Source organism: Bacillus sp. JJ1474, from assembly GCF_036965225.1.
Lineage (GTDB): Bacteria > Bacillota > Bacilli > Bacillales > Cytobacillaceae > Cytobacillus.
On record NZ_JBALPC010000096.1, the window covers coordinates 3,187 to 22,129 of the forward strand.

The 18,943-nt window shown below is 38.1% G+C and carries 16 protein-coding genes; 4 read left to right on the forward strand and 12 right to left on the reverse strand.

Annotated elements, in window-relative coordinates; all coding sequences use genetic code 11:
- Positions 1 to 276: 276 nt before the first annotated feature.
- The gene (locus tag V7164_RS13725; RefSeq protein ID WP_335354352.1) at positions 277 to 1,503 is read left to right on the forward strand and encodes a PucR family transcriptional regulator; all 1,227 of its coding nucleotides are present in this window, start codon (positions 277 to 279) and stop codon (positions 1,501 to 1,503) included.
- A 52-nt stretch (positions 1,504 to 1,555) separates the two neighbouring features.
- Here V7164_RS13725 and V7164_RS13730 read toward each other — a convergent pair whose 3' ends face one another.
- The 3 genes from V7164_RS13730 to V7164_RS13740 form a co-directional block, all read right to left on the reverse strand.
- Positions 1,556 to 3,016 carry a PstS family phosphate ABC transporter substrate-binding protein gene (locus tag V7164_RS13730; RefSeq protein WP_335354353.1) on the reverse strand — a complete coding sequence of 487 codons (1,461 nt, stop codon included), beginning with the start codon at positions 3,014 to 3,016 and terminating at the stop codon, positions 1,556 to 1,558.
- Positions 3,017 to 3,163: 147 nt separating this feature from the next.
- Positions 3,164 to 4,144 (reverse strand): diaminopimelate dehydrogenase, encoded by a 981-nt coding sequence (locus V7164_RS13735; RefSeq protein WP_335354354.1) that lies wholly within the window; start codon positions 4,142 to 4,144, stop codon positions 3,164 to 3,166.
- A 114-nt stretch (positions 4,145 to 4,258) separates the two neighbouring features.
- Positions 4,259 to 5,017, reverse strand: coding sequence for an NRDE family protein (locus V7164_RS13740; protein ID WP_335354355.1), 759 nt, complete (start codon positions 5,015 to 5,017; stop codon positions 4,259 to 4,261).
- 123 nt (positions 5,018 to 5,140) lie between these two features.
- Here V7164_RS13740 and V7164_RS13745 point away from each other — a divergent pair, with 123 nt between their 5' ends.
- Together V7164_RS13745 and V7164_RS13750 are read left to right on the forward strand one after the other, a co-directional pair.
- A complete protein-coding gene (locus V7164_RS13745) occupies positions 5,141 to 6,019 on the forward strand; it encodes a hypothetical protein (protein ID WP_335354356.1) in 879 nt (292 codons plus the stop codon).
- Positions 6,012 to 6,584 (forward strand): hypothetical protein, encoded by a 573-nt coding sequence (locus V7164_RS13750; RefSeq protein WP_335354357.1) that lies wholly within the window; start codon positions 6,012 to 6,014, stop codon positions 6,582 to 6,584. The genes V7164_RS13745 and V7164_RS13750 overlap by 8 nt, the downstream gene beginning before the upstream one ends.
- A 267-nt stretch (positions 6,585 to 6,851) precedes the next feature.
- Here V7164_RS13750 and V7164_RS13755 read toward each other — a convergent pair whose 3' ends face one another.
- The 6 genes from V7164_RS13755 to V7164_RS13780 all read right to left on the reverse strand — a co-directional run bounded on the left by V7164_RS13755 (position 6,852) and on the right by V7164_RS13780 (position 13,077).
- Entirely contained in the window at positions 6,852 to 7,574 is a 723-nt protein-coding gene (locus V7164_RS13755) for an amino acid ABC transporter ATP-binding protein (RefSeq protein WP_335354358.1), read from the reverse strand.
- Positions 7,571 to 8,227, reverse strand: a complete 657-nt coding sequence (locus tag V7164_RS13760; protein WP_335354359.1) for an amino acid ABC transporter permease — start codon at positions 8,225 to 8,227, stop codon at positions 7,571 to 7,573. Before V7164_RS13760 ends, V7164_RS13755 begins: the two co-directional genes overlap by 4 nt.
- Positions 8,228 to 8,299: 72 nt before the next feature.
- Entirely contained in the window at positions 8,300 to 9,121 is an 822-nt protein-coding gene (locus tag V7164_RS13765) for a basic amino acid ABC transporter substrate-binding protein (RefSeq protein ID WP_335354360.1), read from the reverse strand.
- Between the two features lie 100 nt (positions 9,122 to 9,221).
- A complete protein-coding gene (gcvPB, locus tag V7164_RS13770) occupies positions 9,222 to 10,799 on the reverse strand; it encodes an aminomethyl-transferring glycine dehydrogenase subunit GcvPB (RefSeq protein WP_335354361.1) in 1,578 nt (525 codons plus the stop codon).
- Complete coding sequence (gene gcvPA, locus V7164_RS13775) at positions 10,786 to 12,225, reverse strand: aminomethyl-transferring glycine dehydrogenase subunit GcvPA (RefSeq protein ID WP_438824718.1); 1,440 nt, start codon at positions 12,223 to 12,225, stop codon at positions 10,786 to 10,788. The genes gcvPB and gcvPA overlap by 14 nt, the downstream gene beginning before the upstream one ends.
- A 27-nt stretch (positions 12,226 to 12,252) precedes the next feature.
- Positions 12,253 to 13,077, reverse strand: a complete 825-nt coding sequence (locus V7164_RS13780; protein ID WP_335354363.1) for an SDR family NAD(P)-dependent oxidoreductase — start codon at positions 13,075 to 13,077, stop codon at positions 12,253 to 12,255.
- 257 nt (positions 13,078 to 13,334) lie between these two features.
- Here V7164_RS13780 and V7164_RS13785 point away from each other — a divergent pair, with 257 nt between their 5' ends.
- Positions 13,335 to 14,735 carry a sigma-54 interaction domain-containing protein gene (locus tag V7164_RS13785; protein ID WP_335354364.1) on the forward strand — a complete coding sequence of 467 codons (1,401 nt, stop codon included), beginning with the start codon at positions 13,335 to 13,337 and terminating at the stop codon, positions 14,733 to 14,735.
- A gap of 185 nt (positions 14,736 to 14,920) precedes the next feature.
- Here the strand turns inward: V7164_RS13785 and V7164_RS13790 are convergent, their stop codons facing one another.
- The 3 genes from V7164_RS13790 to V7164_RS13800 all read right to left on the reverse strand — a co-directional run bounded on the left by V7164_RS13790 (position 14,921) and on the right by V7164_RS13800 (position 18,789).
- Complete coding sequence (locus V7164_RS13790; protein ID WP_335354365.1) at positions 14,921 to 16,150, reverse strand: Zn-dependent hydrolase; 1,230 nt, start codon at positions 16,148 to 16,150, stop codon at positions 14,921 to 14,923.
- A 125-nt stretch (positions 16,151 to 16,275) separates the two neighbouring features.
- Positions 16,276 to 17,463 carry a hypothetical protein gene (locus V7164_RS13795; RefSeq protein ID WP_335354366.1) on the reverse strand — a complete coding sequence of 396 codons (1,188 nt, stop codon included), beginning with the start codon at positions 17,461 to 17,463 and terminating at the stop codon, positions 16,276 to 16,278.
- Positions 17,464 to 17,610: 147 nt separating this feature from the next.
- Positions 17,611 to 18,789, reverse strand: coding sequence for a M20 family metallopeptidase (locus V7164_RS13800; RefSeq protein WP_335354367.1), 1,179 nt, complete (start codon positions 18,787 to 18,789; stop codon positions 17,611 to 17,613).
- Between the last annotated feature and the right edge of the window lie 154 nt (positions 18,790 to 18,943).

The following is an 18,943-nucleotide window of genomic DNA, read 5'->3' on the forward strand; positions in this document are numbered from 1 at the left end:
CAAAACCCTTACATTGAATCCTTCTATGTTAGTATTTGTCTAGAACTAGCCCCCTTACCTTGAAGCCCTTTTTATCAGCGTTTTTCAATTCAAACCTCAGAAACGCAACATAGCTTAATACACTTTTTTAACACTAACTTTGTTTTCTGAAATAACCTAAGAAGGGCTATACAGATAAAACTATTGAAAGTATGATAGAATCTAGGGTTTTTAATTTTACATACTAATTAATACTTGAATAGATACGCAGTAAATTTTTTGGAAAGGAGCAGCCGTATGAATCAGCCAATCGATAAAATATTCACATTAACAGATATTGATGAAATTACAGATTTAATTAGTTCCTATTTGAAAAAGCCTGTTGTGATCGAGAATGAGCAATTTTCTTTACTAGCCTACAGCTCTTTTTATATCGAACAATTTGATAATGCCAACCAGCAAACCATCTTTTCCAAGCGTTGGCCCATTTCGATTCTAGAAAAATTCATGGATGAAGGTATTGTGGAAAAGCTGAAAACGGAAACAAAACCATTCCGTGTCAAGGAAATTAAAGATATTGGCTTAAATCAGCGTGTCGTTTTAAGCTTGAAACATAAAAATAAAATTCTTGGGTTTATTTGGATTCAGGAAGTTAATGACTTGCTTACTGATCATGAGCTCCAATTTCTATCCAATGTGTCTTTACATATTGGCAAGCTCCTTTACAAAAAAATGCAGGAAAAGCGAAAGAAAGATGAAGAAAAGGATCTGTTTTTTAAGAAACTCATTCAAGATTCTTACCAATCGGAAAATCAAATAAAGTGGGAGGCAGCCAATAAAAATATCATTATTGCAAATTTCTCTGTGATTGTTGTCTTTACAATCGGGCAAAATGACGAAGTAATTTTTGATGAGCTGACAGAGACTGTTCGGTTATTCGCCAATGCTCTCAAAAACCCAACTCATCTTTTTTGTGATCAGCTAAAGATTATTGTCGTAATGGGCAGCAACTCCGACCATTCTGAACAATTGTCCGAGAGCGCTAATGAATTAACTAATACTGTATTAAGTCAATTTAAAACTCAGCCTATTTATGCAGGTATTGGCCGCCCTTATACTTCCATTCAAAAAATAAATCAGAGCTATAAAGATGCTCTTGAAGTAATAAATGCAGCAAAATTTCTTAGATCAACTCAGCAAATTTTCGAATATAAAAAGCTTGGAGTTTTTCGTTATCTTGAAACGATCTCAAGACAAAACGATCAGATGAATTATAGAAACGAAGAATTGCTGATCCTGCAAAGAAAAGACCAGGAAAGCCAAACGGATTTAGTAAACACGTTAGAAGTGTATTTATTTAATAATTGCCGGCTCAAACAAACATCCGATCAGCTTTATATCCATATTAATACACTGAAATACAGAATTAAGCAGATTACTGAGCTAACTGGGCTTGATTTGGATGATTTTAATTTAAAATGCCAACTTTATATAGATTTGCAGCTTATGAAAAAAGGGCAATAAAGCTTTATAAAAAAAGATGCCGATTCTATTAAAAGGGCATCTTTTTTTATCTTCAATTTTCCGGAAGCCTAATATACCCAATTTGTTCAACAATTTCTTGCCCTTGTGGTCCCTGCATCCATTCTAAAAAGGGAACAATAGTTGATTTAGGATTATCCTTTATCGATATAGCGTAAAGGGACGCAGTAAAAGGATATGTGCCACTCGAAATATTTTCCGGATTTGGTTCTATTCCGTCAATGGCGATCAGCTTAATATCAGGATTAGGGTTCATGCCAGTAGCAAAAAAGCGGAATGAGAAGCCAATCGCATTTTTATAATTTCGATAGTCGGCGACCTGTTCCATAATTCCGCCCATTCCACGGGGAACCTCCTCTTTAAGCGGCTCCATAATGGGAGTATCCCCCATTATTTTTTGTAATAAGGTTTGACTTCCTGAGTTTTCCGGTCGCTGGAAGGCAATTATTCTTTCATTGCGCCCATTCAAATCAGACCAATTCGTTATTTTTTCGGAATAGATTCCTTGAATCTCAGAAACACTTAAGCTGTGAACCTTATTATCTGGATTAACAAAGAACACAAATGCCTCCTTGCCAATTGGGGTCATCACTAGCTCTTTCCCTGCCCTCTTCGCCATTTCTAGCTGAGATTTCGATGGCTCCGCACCAAAATAGATGTCAATTTCACCTGAAAGCAGTCTTTCATAAGCATAAATCGTGTTTGTAAAGGTGACGATTTCTTCACCAGCATTAAGGTTTTCAATATTTTTATACGTCTCTTTAGCAAAAGCTGAATAAACAGGATAAGCCGCTTCAGCCCCATCTAAAATGGGCATCTGATTTCGTTCCGTTATCGTAAAAGTTGATTCTTCCTGAAGCTGAGGAAGTTTATGATTAGGATTCGTCACAGAATAAGGTGTCAAATCAGTACTAGAGTAGCCTCCCCCATAGTCAAACCCATACGATGGCAAAACTGTCTTACTGCGTTGTAATTGGATGGAAGCACCCGTTCCAAAGGTAATGACCAGGATCACAAAAATCATTATCCACTGTTTCCGTTTAAAAACTAGGCGTTCTTTTCTAAGCATCAAAGTAATCATCAAAGCAATTAAAAATGAAATTTCATATGCTGTAGGTGCCCATATTAAAAGGCTGCCTACCCCCATAAATGACCCTATTAAAAATATCGGAGCGAATGCAATATGAGAAATGGCAAAATAAGACCATAAATTCGCACCGTAAAACCCCTTACTAATGATCATAAATATTACCCATAAAATTCCGGTATAAAGGAGTGGCATAAAATAGAGCGGCAGGGCTTCCTTTAATTTATCTGGCTGATTTAGTTTCTTTGCAGCGAGAATCCCACAGGCTACGCCCCCTATTATTAGCGGAATAAGGGATGAACTCATGATATTTTCGACTCCACTACCCAATATTGCCAGCGGCAAAAATGATAGTCCACAAGGAATTATACCGAAATATAAAATCATAGCCCCAAACCTTCTAGCCAAAATTGACACATCCTCTCAAAATACTTAGTGTAATTTTACACTCCACACTCTGTTTATGCAATATATTTTGTTAGAATTTTGGCAAAAATAAAACAGATGCCAATATGATGACATCTGTTTATCGGGTCAATGGGGGACGGCCCCATTCTATAGTAAATCTCTTCTTAATTCTTCTGCTGTTTTTGGAGACAAGTAAACTGGCGCTACCTCAAAAACAGATTTCGCTCCAGCTTGACCTTCTTTATTTAAACGGTAAGCAGCGCGTGCATACGCCACTAACACGCTAGAAGTGAATTCCGGATTGCTTTCTAAATTCAGTGAGAATTCAATGATTTGTTTATTGTTCTTCCCTGTCTGTCCGCCTCGGATCACGAATCCTCCATGTGGAAGCTTGGAGTGGTTAGCTTGCAGCTCTTCTTCAGAAATAAAGTGCACCTCTGTAATATAATCCGCAAAATAATTTGGCATCGTTTTAATTGTCTCTTCTATTTTCGCTTGATCATAGCCTTCTTCTGCTACTACATAGCAAACTCTTAAATGTTTTTCAGCAGTAGAGAGCTGAGGGTTTTCCCCGCTTCTTACTTTTTCAACAGCCTCTTCAATTGGAACAGTATATTGTACGGCTCCTTTTACACCTTCAACTCTGCGGACAGCATCTGAATGCCCTTGGCTCACACCTTTTCCCCAGAACGTATAATTTTCACCAGCAGGTAAGATTGCTTCGGCCATTAAACGATTAATAGAGAACAGACCAGGATCCCACCCAACAGAGATAATACTTATTTTCCCGCTTTCTTTTGCAGCCTGATCAACTGAATCGAAATATTCTGGGATTTTTGCGTGGGTGTCATAGCTATCAACCGTATTAAACCATTGAGCAAACTGTGGGCCTTGTTCAGGCAGATCAGTGGCCGAACCGCCGCATAAAATCATCACATCAATTTTATCTTTGTAATTTTCAGCTTCGGAGATATGTAATACCTTCACATCTTTAACATGAATACTTTCAGGTGATCTTCTTGTAAAAATACTAACCAGTTCCATATCTGGGCATTGATTGATGGCAGCTAACACACCACGGCCAAGGTTTCCATACCCAACAATACCTACTTTAATTTGACTGTTCATAGTGAATCCCTCCATAGCTGATAAACTTTTTATTTTTCATCTTACCTTTTTTTAAGCGAACATACAACATAAAAACTTTAGTACGATAAAGTTTTTTTACAATTCAACATCTTCTTAAGTAATTTTTATTGCAAATCTACTACTGCTGAATGAGTCTACTGAATAAACACGTTCAATAAAATCTATTTTCTCATCACTCATGAATAATAAAGTCGAGCTTCTTGTCCCATATCCTTCACTCTGGATAAATAATGGGGAAAGAATTCTTTCCCATTCAATCGCTACACCCGTATTTGGGAGGACTTCGTCTGGAGCTTGATCTGCATTTTGCAGAAGATTAAATAGGTCAGTTGAAAGGTTTTTCTTTTTTGCGCTCATTATTGCCGCTAAACCCTCTTTGCCCCGCTTCACCTTTGGCCACTCCGTATTTAATAAATGATTACTAACTCCATAAATCCCTGGGGAAAGCTTTTTTATTTCATTTTCATTATTTGAGTAATAGTATAAGTTTTCACCATCATCTGCTAATAGATTATAGCCTGGATAGTTGTTGGCGTCCGCATCGGCTTTTTTCATAAATTCAAAGGGAGTATCGCTACCCTGCAAAAATCCAGCCACCAATTCTCCTCGTGATCGCTTGCCTCCCACTATTTCATTCGGATCCCGATAATTCGTTAGTGCCGCAAATCTGCCGGAAGTTGTAACTCCCATCCAGGTGCCCATCTTTTCTAAATCCCTGCCAGCTAATATATATGGATAATCTCCCCAGTAATGTGCTGGTGCTGTTGGCCGTGCATAAAATTCATCGCGGTTTGCCGCAACGATTAGCCTATACTCAGGATGGACTTTATAAGCAAATAGGATTAAGCACATGTATTTCACCACCTTCATAAGTAATTACGTTCATTTCGATGAACAAAATCTTTTTCAGAAAAGGAAAACTTCAAATTAAATGGAATATACAATATATAATGTCATGTTTGAAAGGAAAACGCGATGAAAATGAATAGATCCTTGCTTTATGCTGGGATAGCTGTGGTCATTGTTAGTTTAGTTGGAAATTATGCATTTTTTGTCTCTAGCCAGCTTCAAAAGCCGATTATGTTAAAGCATTATTATTATGTTCCGTCCAGCCAAGGATACATCATCCATTTACATTATATTGCGAATCGCAGCGATGAGTTAGACATCCAATGGGTCACGATTCCCGGAATGGAAGGTGAATTTTTTTCGAAAGGACCTCAACATGGTCAAAAATATCGGCACTATGAATTAAAAACATTTTCTCTTGAAGTAAATGAAAGATTTTTAACAAACATCGATGAAAATTCCTTTAGCTTTAATCAAGTCAAAGCTCACCTGTCAAATGGCGATATTCTGACAATGGATATTGGGGAGATTACATTATATAAGTGGAATGATCGTGTTTTACAATTTCAAATCTCTGGCAGCTCCAGCGATCACACGGGCTATCATATATTAAAGGCTGATCAAGATATCAAAATTACCGGATTGGCAATTCCATATGCGGAAGAATTGAAATCCGCCCTTTCTTTAAAGCTGAACAGTAATCAAGTCGAGGTTCAGCAGCACTTGAATCAAAAGGTTCCTGGTGTTTTTCAAGATGATGGAAGATCACTCTCTAAAGATTTATTTCCAATCATGATGAAAAAAGATGAACTACTGTCGATAAATTATCAATTCTCTTTTCAGCAAAATGATTCTGGCCGTTTTAACTACTATAAAATTCGTGCAGCCTTGGAAGGGCAAGAGATGAACGGACAAACCTTTTCTGAGTATTTTCCTTTTTCGTATCAACCCTATCTAGCTGAAAAGGAAATAAGGGAGATTGTTAAGGGGGAAAATAATGACTAATATTCCTTCTTCCATCAACAAGGTCTTTTGGGGACTAATCCTAGTTCTAATTGATATTAATATAATAATAATCGATATTCTGCCTGATTTTATTGGCTATATTATTATCGTTTCTAGTTTAAAGCAGCTGCTTACTTACTCTTCGCATTTTTCAAAAGCAAGAGGACTTTCAATCTGTTTAGCATTGCTATCTTTAGTGACAATTTTTCAAGGACCACCGATTCCAATGGATGAATTCAGTCTGTCCAACCTGTCACTATTCTTAATGTTCATTTCAATCGTACATGGAATTCTTCATTTATTCATGGTTTACTATGCATTCCTTGGATTCATTGAAATGGCAGGGCAAGAAGGATTTATGCTGTTTGCGAAAAGCGCGAAAAAAGGAATGCTCATTTACGTAATAGGAACCTTTGCTTCTTTGGCATCCATTCCGTTTTTTATGAACGTTAATGATTCCGAAGGCTTTCTTATTATCGGATTTAGCGTCGTCACGACCTTTATCATGGAAATCATCATACTAGTTTTATTAAGGCAATTTAGAATAAGATTTTTGACCGTATAATCAGACAGTCTGCCTAGTTAGCCGCGATTGACTAGGCTGACATCCGTCATTTCTATTTTAATCCCGGATTATCTGTTGAGCTGATCAGCATTTTCCCCAAATAATAAGGTACCTGCCCAAAAGGACGGGTACCTTATTGTGAAAAACAAGCTATCTAAAAGACAGCCCGATCCTATTTTTAAAAATCCCCTAAACTTATACGAAAATATTGATAAGCTGCCAATAGAAAAAATGAATGTAAGAAGCAACTTCCTTCTCTCTACCTACCTATAACACTTTTGACAAAAATGCTGATGTTCTTTCATGTTGAGGTGCAGTAAATAAAGTAATTGGAGGAGCTTCCTCGATAATATATCCTTCATCCATGAATACTACCCGATCTCCGACTTCTCTTGCAAAGCCCATTTCATGTGTTACAACGACCATCGTCATTCCTTCAAGGGCTAATTCCTTCATGACAGCTAGAACTTCCCCGACCATTTCTGGATCTAGTGCTGATGTCGGTTCATCGAACAACATTATTTTTGGCTCCATGGCAAGCGCTCTTGCAATCGCAATTCTTTGCTTTTGACCGCCTGATAATGAATCTGGATACGCATCTGCTTTACTGACGAGGCCAACCTTTTCAAGCAATTGGTACGCCTTATCTTCTGCTTCTTTTTTCCCCTTTTTACGGACCTTTATTGGAGCGATTGTAATATTTTCTAGTACGGTTTTGTGGGGAAATAAATTAAATTGCTGGAAAACCATACCTACATCCGCCCGGATTTCGTTTATATTTACTTTCGGTGCCGTTAAATTCATATTATTAATTAAAATTGTTCCAGAGGTTGCCTCTTCCAATTTATTTAGACAGCGTAGGAAGGTTGATTTTCCAGAACCAGATGGTCCGATAACAACGACAACCTCTCTTTCATTAATTTGTATATTGATATCCTTTAGAACTTCGTTTTCTCCAAAGGTCTTTTTTAAGTTTTTCACTTTAATCATGTGTTTGACAGCCTCTTTTCAACATTATTTAATAAATACGTTACAGAGAGGGTTAACAGGAAATACGTAAACGCAACTGTCAAATACGGTTCCCAAATACGGAAATATTGCCCTGATGCGGCTCTTCCCCAATACATAAGTTCTGGTGCAGCAATAATGGCAGCCAATGATGAATCTTTCAGCAATACGATAAATTCATTTCCTAAAGGAGGAATCATTCGCTTAAAGGCCTGAGGAAAAATAATAAACCTCATTGAAAGTGATTGGCTCATTCCAAGTGAACGGGCAGCCTCCTCCTGCCCTTTATCAATTGACTGAATGCCTGCTCGAAATATTTCTGCTACATAAGCGGCAGAATTTAACGATAAGGCAGCAATAGCAGAAGCAATGGTGCTCGCCGGGGACATGAATAGCGGCATGAACCCAAAGTGTATGAGAAAAAGTTGAACTAATAGCGGCGTTCCACGGAAGAAATTAATATACCAAATAAAAGGTAATCGAAGCCATTTAATTTTAGACATTTTTCCAAGAGCAATGAAAAAGCCTAAAACACTTCCTATAAGAATTCCTCCTATTGAAAGGCCAATCGTTAACGCTAAGCCTTTCAATAGAAAAGGCAAATAATCAATTATGATATCAAAACGAAAATCCATATCACCCACTCCATCCCTGTGCTAATTCAAGAGGTTGTTAAAAGCGCAGCCCAATCCCCCATAACTTAACTGCTATTTCTCAGTCGAAAGCGCTTTAATTACCTCTAAATCAGGAGATACTCCAAACCATTTTTCATAGATTTCAGTGTATGTTCCATTATCAATAATCGTTTTCAACGCTTTGTTTATTTCACCAGACAGACTGTTGCCTTTCTTAAATAATATTCCGTAATATTCAGGTTCGAAATTTTCATCATCTGGAATCGCGACAAATTTGTCATTTGGATTGTTTTTTACATATTCGTTTGCCACCGTATTATCTGTAATTACTGCCTCGATATCGCCATTTTTTAGTGCCATAAATGCTACACCAAGGGTTTCATATTTTAATATATTTGAATTATTTTCACCGACTATTTTTTCAAGGGCAATTTGACCAGTCGTTGCATTTTGTACGCCAACCTTCCTGCCTTTTAAATCTATGGCATTTTTGATATCGGTACCCTCTTTAGCCAAAATCATCAGCTTGGATTCAAAATAAGGATCAGCAAAATCATATGTTTGTTTTCTATCATCCGTGATCGTAATAGATGTTATGCCAATATCGACTTCCCCGTTTTCGACTAATGCAAATAAAGGATCCCAGCCGACATTATCAATCTTATATTTATATCCTGCTTCATCTAGGATTGCACTAATTAGGTCCACATCATATCCAACTATTTTTCCTTTATCCATATAAACGAATGGTGGTGTTACAGCATCTGTTCCTACTAATAGCTCCTTTTCACCCGAGGCATTCGTATTTTCCGCAGAGCTTTTTCCACATGCAGCTGTAAAAATAACGATGCATATTGTAAGTAGACAGAGTACTAATTGATGATGTTTTTTCATCTTCTCTACACTTCCTCTTTTATTTTTTACTGTACAGGAGTACCCATCAGTCAAGAGCCTTGTCCTCACTGATGGGTCAATTTAAACTTTAGGTGCAAAACTAGGAATTAATTTTCTCGGTATTCTTAGCCTTTTTTAAATAAGAACGCCAAGTAATAGCCCATTTTTCTGGATTTTCAAAGAAGTCTTGCTCATCCACTCGATGAATGGTGCTATTATGTGGAGCATTTTTCACGTGTTCTGGATTTGTATAGGCTTCGTCTGAAATTTGTGTTAAGGAAGCAATATATTCATCTAAATCTGCTTTAGAGTAGGACTCTGTTGGCTCAAGTGTAAATGGTTCAGGTATGACAAATGGATGATGGCTTGACCAGTAATGATGGGCAAAATCAGCCATGCGGCGAGAAACATCATCTGTAGTTACCCCTGTTTCCTTCGTTAGCTGTTCCCAGCTATAACGAACTTGCTCCAGCCTTTTTCCATTAATATAAGGAGCACTTGCACCGCGGATTTTTAATATTTTGTGATATAAATAGTTATTGTTTAAAACAGCAATTTGGGCTACATCCTTTAATCCTTCTGCACCAAGTGCTCTTATCCAAGCGTAGGCTCGAAGAACTGTTTGCGGGACGCCCTGGAATGACCGTACTTTCCCGATACTATGTTTTAAGTTGTCATTCAAAACATATTCTTCATCTTGTTTTTCAACAATTGGCCCTGGCAAAAATTCCTTTAGCTTGTTTAATACTCCGAGAGCTCCTGTCGCAGGGCCTCCACAAGCATGAGGTGTAGAGAATGTCTTATGAAGGTTAAAGAAGCACATATCGAAGCCTGCCTCTTTGGCGCGAGTAATGCCGAGTAATCCGTTGGCATTCGCCTGGTCATAATAGCAAATTCCGCCAGCATCATGGACAATTTTTGTAAACTCCTTAATACGGTAATTATAAATTCCAGTATCTTCTGGATTGGCAACGACAAATCCAGCTGTTCTTTCGGAAACAACCGATTTTAACTCCTCGATATCAGGGAAACCCTCTTCGTCTGGCTGTAAGGTGATTATTTTAAACCCTTTAACTGCTGCTGTTGCCGCAGCGGAAGGATGTGAAAAACTAGTTGTAATGATTTCATTCCGTTGTTCACCTTCACCGTTCGCATCATGGTAAGCGCGTACAATGGAAGCCATCGTAAATAATGATTGTGTCCCGCTCCCTGGCTGGAATGTGAAATAATCCATTCCCGAAATCTCTCGCATGCATAAATCTAATTTATACGTCACTTCAAGAATTCCTTGTACTGTACTAACATCCTGTAACGGGTGAAGCTCAGACATTTTTGGTGATGAAGCAAAGGTTTCGTTTATTTTTGGAGAATACTTCATCGTACAAGTGCCTTGCCCAATCTCAACGTTAAAAGCCGCGCCCAGTGTTTCTTGTGATAATCTCAAATAATGGCGCAAAACACGATTTTGGGAAATCTCAGGAAGATTAGGCTGTCTTTTTCGAACCATTTCAGATGGAATAGCAGAAATTCCATCTCCTACACTATTGATAATTTCATCTTCTACTGCTGGAAGGGAAACTCCTCGCTCCCCGCTTTTGTGAAGTTCAAAAATAATCGGCTCATCCCACTTTGCCTGATGGAAATTTCTAACTTTATGGGATCTATTAATTTTTTGCATGTGCATTCTCCCCTTCCTCTTTGCTTTCGACTGAATCTAAGCATTGCTGAATCGTACTAACAAGTTGATCAATATCCTTTTTCGAATGAATTTCCGTAATACAGAATAATGCGCTTTGGCCTAATTCAGGAAAATCCTCAGATAAGTCTTTTCCGCCAAAGATTCCATTATCAAGTAAATATTTATTAATTTCCTTCACGGATTTACCAGTATGGTTAAAATCAACCACGAATTCTTTAAAGTTTGTGGATTCAAAACGGGATGCCACTACGCTAGGTATGTTTCCAAGCTGTCCCATTGCATATTGCGATTTTTGCATGATGGACTGTCCTAACTGATACATTCCTGTTGGCCCTAGCAATGATAAGTAGACACCAGCTGTAATCCCCCATAAAGCTGTTTGTGTTCCAACAGATTCCTTTCCGTTCTCCCTTTGAGCAAAAGAAGTTCTATCATAATAGACATCTCCGAAACCATATTCACCTTCAACTACAGTCGGTGCAATCCCAAATAATCTCGAAGGATATTCCTGTACAAAAGTAATATCATCATGAGTGGCGATAAATCCTGATTGGCCGCCACCATAACTCATATGCATGCCAAGCGGCTGAAGATCGCCGCAAACGATATCTGCGCCATAATGACTTGGAGGAGCCATTACGCCAAGGGAGCTTGGATCAACCCCAACGACCGTAACTGCACCATGGCTTTTTGCTAGACTGCTAATCTTCTGACCTTGAGTTTCAATAAAACCAAGGTAGGAAGGGTTTTCAAAATAAACAGCTGCTGTATTGGCAGATAGCTTTCCTTCAAGATCTGCCAAATTGATTTGACCGGAATCTTCTTCATAGTCTACAAGTATGCACTCGATAAATGGTGAACAGTAATTTTTAATAACTTTCAAACGGTCCGGGGATATTGTTTTCGGCAATAATACCTCTGTTCGGCCAGTAATTCGGCCAGCCATCCGGATTGAGGTTGCCGCAGCTTGAGCCCAGTCAAATGTTGGGACATTGACAACATCCATATCTACTAATTCGGCCATCAAGCTTTGATATTCAAACAACGCTTGATATCTGCCATGGTCCTCATAAGGGTCTCCAGCATATGCCGTTAAGAATTCTGCGCGTGAATTGATTTCGTCACAAACAGAAGGAATAAAGTGATTCCAGCAGCCTGCCCCTAAAAAGTTTAAGTATTCTTTTGTATTGATATTTTTGTTTAATAACCCATCTATATATCTTTTTAACTCATATTCTGATAATGGTTCCGGGATATTCATCTCTTTTTTATAGTGCAATTCTTCAGGTATACCATCAAAAAGCTCTTCAATCGTTTGAACACCAATTTCTTTCAGCATTTCCTCTTTTACTTCTGGAGCTGTATTTGGAATATATGGATGTGCTCCCGCGTTATACTTTCCCATCATGTTTCTCTCCTTTTAATAAAAATTTTAAGCTAATCCTCCGCCGTCAACCGTTAACACTGTTCCTGTTACCCAAGAGGCCATATCACTCGCTAAGAACAGAACACCTTTGGCAATATCAGATGGCGTGCCAATTCTTTCTAAAGGACGCCCAACAGCAGATGATTTAAGAAATGACTCTTCCTCATGCTGTAATTGCTTCGCTTCATCTCTAAGTAATGGAGTATCTGTATCACCAGGGCATATACAATTGGCACGAATATTTTGTTTTCCATGATCAATGGCCATTGCTTTCGTTAAATTGACTACGCCTGCTTTCGCAGCACAATAGGAAGCCGCTAGATCTCCGCCTTTTAACCCCCAGCCTGAACCTGTGTTGACAATACTGCCACCGCCATTATTCGCCATAACTGGGATGACAAACTTTGATAATAAGAAGGCACCTTTCAATGAAACATTTAGAACGATATCCCAATCCTCTTCTGTATGATCAACGACCGTTTTTCTTCTAATAACACCAGCGTTATTAAACAAAACATCAATTCTCCCAAACTCCTGTTCAATCTGTTTGGCAACTGATTCACATTCAGCAGATGAAGTCACATCACATTTGAAAAATACAGACTTCCACCCCCTGTCATTCATTGAACCCGCAACGGCTGTTCCTTTCTCTTCATTAATGTCAATAATGGCTACTTTTGCACCTGCTTCTGCGAACAATTCAGCAGTTGCCAAGCCGATGCCAGAGGCAGCTCCTGTAATGACAACCACTTTATCTTTAAGTCCTAATAATTTTTCGTAATCTAATCCACTCCATGTTTTGCTATTTTCTTTGCTGTTTACGTCAATCATTTTTAGTCCCTCCTTTTTATTACAATCTATTACTTGCAATTACTGTGCCAATTTTCACATTTATTAAATAAATATGATTTTGAAAGAACTTAACTATATTTCAGCAATTTTTGACAGTTTTATTGACAGACTTTTTTGACAGGCATGACAAAAGTTGTGTCAAAAATGGCACATGACACCTCATACGATTGACTATTCTGAATTTTATAAATAGAATAAAAGAGTCTTACATAGAAATTTTTAGGGAGAGTAGACAAATGATTCTGCTAAATTCTATTTCGAAAGTTATCCAAGCTTTTTCTAAACTCCTTCACCTTGATATTGCCTGCTTTAATCCTGATGGAAAATTAATTGCCGCAACAGAAAACTATATTCACATTAAGGGAGAAAAGGCATACGCTCCATTCTTTAAAACTCTTTACGGCAACCACATTACTTTTCTGCATCAGCCGGGAAAAATGAATATGTGCACAGGATGTCATTTCATCAATAATTGCCCTTCTAAAGCAGAGCTAATCCAAGACATGATCATCCATGGGAAAAAATATGGGTATATTTCATTTGTCAGCTTCTCTGATGGGAATGAAAGGATTTTAATAGAAAATCAAGACTATTACATAAAGTGGCTATCACAATTAAAAGAAATCATTGTTTCCATATTGAGGGATAGTAATGAAATGAAAGTGGAGGAAGCAAGTTCAAAAACAGCGCCAAACTATATTTTTGGAAAAAGTCCTTCTTTCCTTCAAATTCAAAAAATTATTAGAAACATAAAAAATAGTTCCTCCTCCGTATTAATTACTGGAGAAACAGGTACGGGAAAGAGCTTACTAGCTCAATATATTCATAGTACAAGTGCTGTCCAAAACGGACCATTCGTTGAATTAAACTGTGCAACAATTCCAGAGAATTTATTTGAAAGTGAATTATTCGGATATGAGGAGGGAGCATTTACGAATGCAAGAAAAAAGGGAAAACCAGGTTATCTTGAATTGGCGGATAATGGAACGCTTTTTTTAGATGAGATTGCAGATTTGCCTTTATCCTTGCAGCCGAAGCTATTAAAGGTTTTACAGGATGGCGTGATTCAGCGGGTAGGGGGAACACGTTCAAGGAAGGTTAACTTTCGCCTAATAGCAGCTACAAATCAATCATTATTTCAACTAATGAATGATCATTTATTTCGAGTGGATCTTTTTTATCGGTTGAATGTTATTCCCATTACTCTTCCTTCATTAAAGGAAAGAATGGAGGATTTACCTTTATTTGTTTCAAGCATAATTAAAAAATTACAGGATCGTACCGGTAAGACGATTTATTCCTATACAGATGAATTCTTAAGATCACTCTCTTCCTATCATTGGCCAGGAAATTTACGTGAGCTTGAGAATGTCATTGAGTATAGTATGAATATGGAAACAGAAAATGTATTAACCGAACAATCTCTTCCCTCCTACCTCTTTCAGAAATGTTTAAGCACTTCTATTGAAATGCACGAACAAGAACCATCACTAGTTGAAGCCGAACGGGAAGTCATTATTCAGAAGCTTCAGTATTACGGTACTAGCTATATTGGCAAGCAAAAAGCAGCCGAAGATTTAGGGATAAGCGTTCGTACTCTATACCGAAAAATGGAAAAACTACATATTCCTTCATAGAAAACTCATATTTCATAAGACTAAATATCAGATAGAATTAGACTTAGAGGACATTGGTTATCATTGGGTGGAAATATTGGATGGAGCGTGCACCATTGACAGTGTTTGGTGACCGCTCTTGGCTTTTTCCTATAAAAATCCCCCAAAATGTCGAAAGTTACATTTTGGAGGATTCCTATTTTCTCCTATTCCGCCTCTGTCAAACTCTTCGCAGCCTCGAATAAAATATGCACCCCATTAGCTAAATGACCTGAATCAGACCATTCCTCTGGACAATGGCTTAAACCGTTTTTACTTGGTACGAAGATCATGCCAACCTCTGTAACATCCGAAAAGACCATAGCATCATGTCCGGCGCCGCTATTGATCGAACAATAGGCAATTCCCAATTCTTCGCTCTTTTGCTTGAGAAGAGAACGAACATTTTCACTAAGTGCTTTTGGCTGAATATATAATTGCTGCTTTACCGAGATCCGAATGCCATCTACTTGATAGGACTGAATTAATGTCTGCACCTTCTCCAGCACACTTTGAACATTCTCTTCTTTTCCTGAACGAATGTCGATTGTGAAAATTGTTTTATCCGGAATAACGTTTGCACCGTTCGGATAGACATGTAAGCGGCCAGTAGTGATGACCGTCCCTTCCCCTTCTTTCTGGGCAAGATCAGGTAATTGTGCAATAATTCTTGCTGCTGTCACTAACGCATCTGATCTGCGATCCATCGGAGTTGTACCTGCATGGCCTGCTTGACCCTCAACCGTTACCTCAAGCTGAGTCAAGCCCACAATCGCTTCTACAACGCCAATTGGAATATTAGCTTCTTCTAGAATCGGGCCCTGCTCAATATGTAATTCTAAGAAAGCCTTCATTGTTTTCGGATCTCTTACCTTGACCAAGGATGAATCTAATCCGATTGCCTCCATCGCTTCAACCGTTGAAATTCCGTCCGAATCCTTAAGTTTTTTGAAATCTTCCTCGTTCAGTGTGCCAATGATTCCTCTTGATCCCATGAGGCCTCCGCCGAATCTCGATCCCTCTTCTTCAATCATCGCAATAACTTCTAATGGATATTTTGGCTTCAATCCCTTTTCTTGAAAAAGGGCAGCCACTTCTAGACCTGCGACAACTCCAGCAGCTCCATCGTATGCACCGCCGTTAGGGACTGAATCAAAGTGAGAACCGACAATAACACTTGGCGTATCCTTCATACTTCCTTCAAGCCTTCCAAAAATATTGCCTAAACCATCTTCACGGACTGCTAAACCATACTCCTCCATGGATTCTTTAATATAGTTTCTTGCCAGTAAATCCTCTTGACTATAGGTAAGGCGAGTTACCCCTTTTCCCGGAGTTGCCGTAAATTTTTGCAATTCTTTAATATGGTTTTCAATTCTTTGTTGAGACTTTGACATATGAATCCCTCCAAAACTAGAACTTACAAAATGAAAGATAAGCGGGCCGATATTACTTGGCCATTTCATTTTACCAAATAAATCGAACCCGCAATATTTTCAATTTCTGTTGAATGAAGTTAAAATTATTTCAAGAATCCTACGAAAATACCTGCTAATACTACGGAAACCATTGTAACGGTGATGAATCCTCCAACAAGCATTGGCGGCAGCATATGACTTGTTAGAACCTCTTGTTCCTTTTTGTCTTTTGTTAATGATTTAATGACTTCATTCGTAATTATATAGTCTGCTGGAAATCCATATAATGCTGTCAAGGAAACCGCAAACGCCATTTCTTTACTCACCTTCAATACCTTTCCGATAATGAACGAAAAGATGTACATTCCGATTACACCTAACACAATAGTTCCAACTAAAGGATAGATAATTTCAAGCAACATGCTTGGAGTCGCATTTTTTAATGAGTCAAAAACAAAGAGCATTAAAATCATAATACCTATTCCAAAGCCATTTGCTTTAAATAGAATTTGTCTTTCCAGAAAACCAACACTTCTTCCAATAACGCCAAATACTAAACATAATACAAACGGACTGATCTCGAAAATTGGTGCAAATGACTTTGATACAAGATAAGCTAGTAAACCGACAATAGCTAGACGAAGGAATTTAAAATAATCTGTGTTGTACTCTTTAGGCAGCTTTTTAAATAGCTTCGGTTCATCTTCTTCACTAGAATCACTCTGTTCAGCTTCTAATTTTGATAAATTTCCACTGCGATATTCCTTAAGAAGCCGTTTTCCTTCCTTCTTTAATACGATAGAAGTTAATGGATAACCTGCAAAACCTTGCATGACATAAATAACGATGGCAAATACAGATAAGGACATAAGACCTAATTCTTTTGCACCTTCAGACATAATAACAGCAGAAACGATTCCACCTACTAATGGCGGGATCGCAACTACAACAGTGTTCCAGTCCCAAATAAATGTCCCAATTCCAAATAACGCAGCAATAATTCCTAAAATACCAGATAACGCAATAACGATCGTCTTCCATTGCTTTATTAGTTCTTTAACTGAAAGTAACGTCCCCATATTTGTGATGATTAAATAAATCACCATCGTTGCAACAACTGGCGGTACACCAGCAATAGGTACGATATCCTTCGGGAAAAAAGTCCAATATCCGATAAGAAATAAAACCGCACTCACAAATACGGATGGGATCCAGGCTTTTGTTCGAGTAGAAATAAAATCTCCAATATATAATATGAAAACAACAATGACTAAAGCTAACATTTGGGACATGAGAATCCCTCCCTTTCATTAAAATCAATTTACCAATATTACAAAAGATTCAAACAATTAATTACGAAAAAAAATGTCTTTATACTGAAATGGAATGTGTACCGGGTTTAGTCGTGCTTGAGAAACAATCCGGTACGTATCCTTCTACTATTTATTATTTTCTAAATAGGTTAAAGTCGCTATTCCTAAAGTTTTCGCTGCGATCAGCATTCCTTTTTCATCGATATCAAATTTAGGATGGTGATGTGGGTAGGTTTCTTCCCAATCAGGATTTTGTCCGCCTGTGAAGAAAAATGCTCCCTTAACCTTTTGAAGATAATAAGCAAAATCCTCTCCGCCCATTTCCGGCTCAATTTCAACAACAGCTTTAACACCAGGTACTTGTTTCGCGAGTTCTACAACAAACTCCATTTCCTCTTTCGGATTGCAGGTTGCTGGATAGCCCTTTTGATAGTCGTACGAATATTCTACATCTGCAGCTAAACATGTTCCTTTAATAATGCGTTCTATTTCAATTTCAATAAACTCACGCGTCTTTTCATTAAAGGTCCTCACTGTACCAGCAAGTGATGCAGAGTCCGCAATGACATTCGGAGCATTCTTTGCTTCAAATGAACCAATGGAAATTACCGCTGAATCAAGTGGAGATACTCTGCGAGAAACAATCTGCTGAATATTGCCAACAAGCTGTGCGCCAATGACAACACTATCTTTTGTGCGATGCGGCTGTGAACCGTGTCCCCCACGGCCTTGGATTTTCACTTTGAAGAAGTCAGCGGCTGCCATCATAGGTCCTTGCCGATATTCAATTGTTCCCACAGGAGCAGTTGCCCAAATATGCTGGCCAAAGATTACATCGACTCCATCTAAACAGCCATCCTCTATCATCGCAATCGCTCCGCCAGGCAGAACCTCTTCCGCATGCTGATGAATAAAGACAACATTTCCTTCAATCTCTTCCTTTATAATATTTAATACTTTTGCCAAGACAAGCAGTGTAGCTGTGTGGCTGTCATGTCCGCAAGCGTGCATAACTCCATCTACTTTTGATTTATATGGCACATCGTTTTCTTCTTTAATCGGAAGTGCGTCAAAGTCAGCACGCAATGCAACTGTTTGGCCAGGCTTTCCACCGCGCATTGTGGCTACAACCCCACGTCCTCCAACACCTGTGCGGACCTCATGGCCTAACTTTTCATGATACTCAGCAATATATTTGGGTGTATTTTCCTCTTGGAAAGAAAGCTCTGGATATTGATGTAAATATCGGCGTACTTCTACCATTTCATCGTAAGCCTGATCTAATAACTCATAAAGCTTGTTCATATTCATTCACTCCCACTTAAACGGCTAGAATATTTTATCGAAATAGAAATATTCAGTTGTTTTTCTATATGGAATATAATAAAATATCTGAAAATTAATTCAATGTTCATTTGTACAATGTTAAGGTCTAATTATTGTATAATAGTCCATAAGG

What these genes read in the sequence shown, in the direction of transcription:
- V7164_RS13725 (WP_335354352.1), top strand. Translation starts at nt 277, where the DNA reads ATGAATCAGCCAATCGATAAAATATTCACATTAACAGATATTGATGAA.
- V7164_RS13735 (WP_335354354.1), bottom strand. Translation starts at nt 4,144, where the DNA reads ATGAACAGTCAAATTAAAGTAGGTATTGTTGGGTATGGAAACCTTGGC.
- V7164_RS13740 (WP_335354355.1), bottom strand. Translation starts at nt 5,017, where the DNA reads ATGTGCTTAATCCTATTTGCTTATAAAGTCCATCCTGAGTATAGGCTA.
- V7164_RS13745 (WP_335354356.1), top strand. Translation starts at nt 5,141, where the DNA reads ATGAAAATGAATAGATCCTTGCTTTATGCTGGGATAGCTGTGGTCATT.
- V7164_RS13750 (WP_335354357.1), top strand. Translation starts at nt 6,012, where the DNA reads ATGACTAATATTCCTTCTTCCATCAACAAGGTCTTTTGGGGACTAATC.
- V7164_RS13755 (WP_335354358.1), bottom strand. Translation starts at nt 7,574, where the DNA reads ATGATTAAAGTGAAAAACTTAAAAAAGACCTTTGGAGAAAACGAAGTT.
- V7164_RS13760 (WP_335354359.1), bottom strand. Translation starts at nt 8,227, where the DNA reads ATGGATTTTCGTTTTGATATCATAATTGATTATTTGCCTTTTCTATTG.
- V7164_RS13765 (WP_335354360.1), bottom strand. Translation starts at nt 9,121, where the DNA reads ATGAAAAAACATCATCAATTAGTACTCTGTCTACTTACAATATGCATC.
- gcvPB (WP_335354361.1), bottom strand. Translation starts at nt 10,799, where the DNA reads ATGCAAAAAATTAATAGATCCCATAAAGTTAGAAATTTCCATCAGGCA.
- gcvPA (WP_438824718.1), bottom strand. Translation starts at nt 12,225, where the DNA reads ATGGGAAAGTATAACGCGGGAGCACATCCATATATTCCAAATACAGCT.
- V7164_RS13780 (WP_335354363.1), bottom strand. Translation starts at nt 13,077, where the DNA reads ATGATTGACGTAAACAGCAAAGAAAATAGCAAAACATGGAGTGGATTA.
- V7164_RS13785 (WP_335354364.1), top strand. Translation starts at nt 13,335, where the DNA reads ATGATTCTGCTAAATTCTATTTCGAAAGTTATCCAAGCTTTTTCTAAA.
- V7164_RS13790 (WP_335354365.1), bottom strand. Translation starts at nt 16,150, where the DNA reads ATGTCAAAGTCTCAACAAAGAATTGAAAACCATATTAAAGAATTGCAA.
- V7164_RS13795 (WP_335354366.1), bottom strand. Translation starts at nt 17,463, where the DNA reads ATGTCCCAAATGTTAGCTTTAGTCATTGTTGTTTTCATATTATATATT.
- V7164_RS13800 (WP_335354367.1), bottom strand. Translation starts at nt 18,789, where the DNA reads ATGAACAAGCTTTATGAGTTATTAGATCAGGCTTACGATGAAATGGTA.